Below are 636 nucleotides of genomic sequence, written 5' to 3'. Positions count from 1 at the left end.
ATCTTTTGGGCTGACGAAAATGTTAAAATGAAAGAGTGCTCTTTAAGCGCTTATGGGGGATGTTGCTGGTTTAATATCAGTGTGGTGTGCATTTTTTGTTAAGAAACATCCTGTGATTTTGCATATTTTGAACTTTTAAGGAGAACATCAGAAACTTTTCAAAATGGTGTTCTACTTAGATAGAAAAAGATGCATTTTTGTCTTTAGCTTGGGGGCAGACATAGAGAGAAAACCGAATCAGTCTCTTGTAGTAATCTCTTTGGCCAAGAAAAATGTTGAAACAAAAGAACACTGTTTAAGGGTACGTGGTAGTGGTGTTTTGTTAACGGGGCTGGGGGACGATATTGGATCGTGTTGTTTCAACAGAAAGAACAGCAATAAGTGTGCCGGTATGATAATTGTAAACCATAAATTTTATGTGATCGTCTGGCATTAAAACTTTCAACACAATATTGTGTTCCGAAAGACTTTGCGACAGAATTTGTGTTCCTTTCGGTAAAGAGAGTGTGTGGTAAGCAACTTCTGGATTTCTATTATGAGAGGAAAATTGGGGAGGGTGTTTGGGTGTTGATCTCGTCGCGAGTATTTTGTAGACAACTAAAAATAAGACAGCAAGAGGCAGCATGAGCGGTAGTG

At 38.4% G+C, this 636-nt stretch carries 1 protein-coding gene; it reads right to left on the bottom strand.

All coding sequences use genetic code 11. The annotated features are described in order from the left end of the window. Positions 1-322: 322 nt before the first annotated feature. On the bottom strand, positions 323-636 hold a 314-nt coding region (locus ACFINS_RS09820; protein ID WP_375706157.1), incomplete at its 5' end, for a hypothetical protein.

Origin of the sequence: Bartonella sp. AA2SXKL, from assembly GCF_042197205.1 — a bacterium.
Classification (GTDB): domain Bacteria; phylum Pseudomonadota; class Alphaproteobacteria; order Rhizobiales; family Rhizobiaceae; genus Bartonella.
This window is presented reverse-complemented; position numbering and strand designations above follow the sequence as displayed.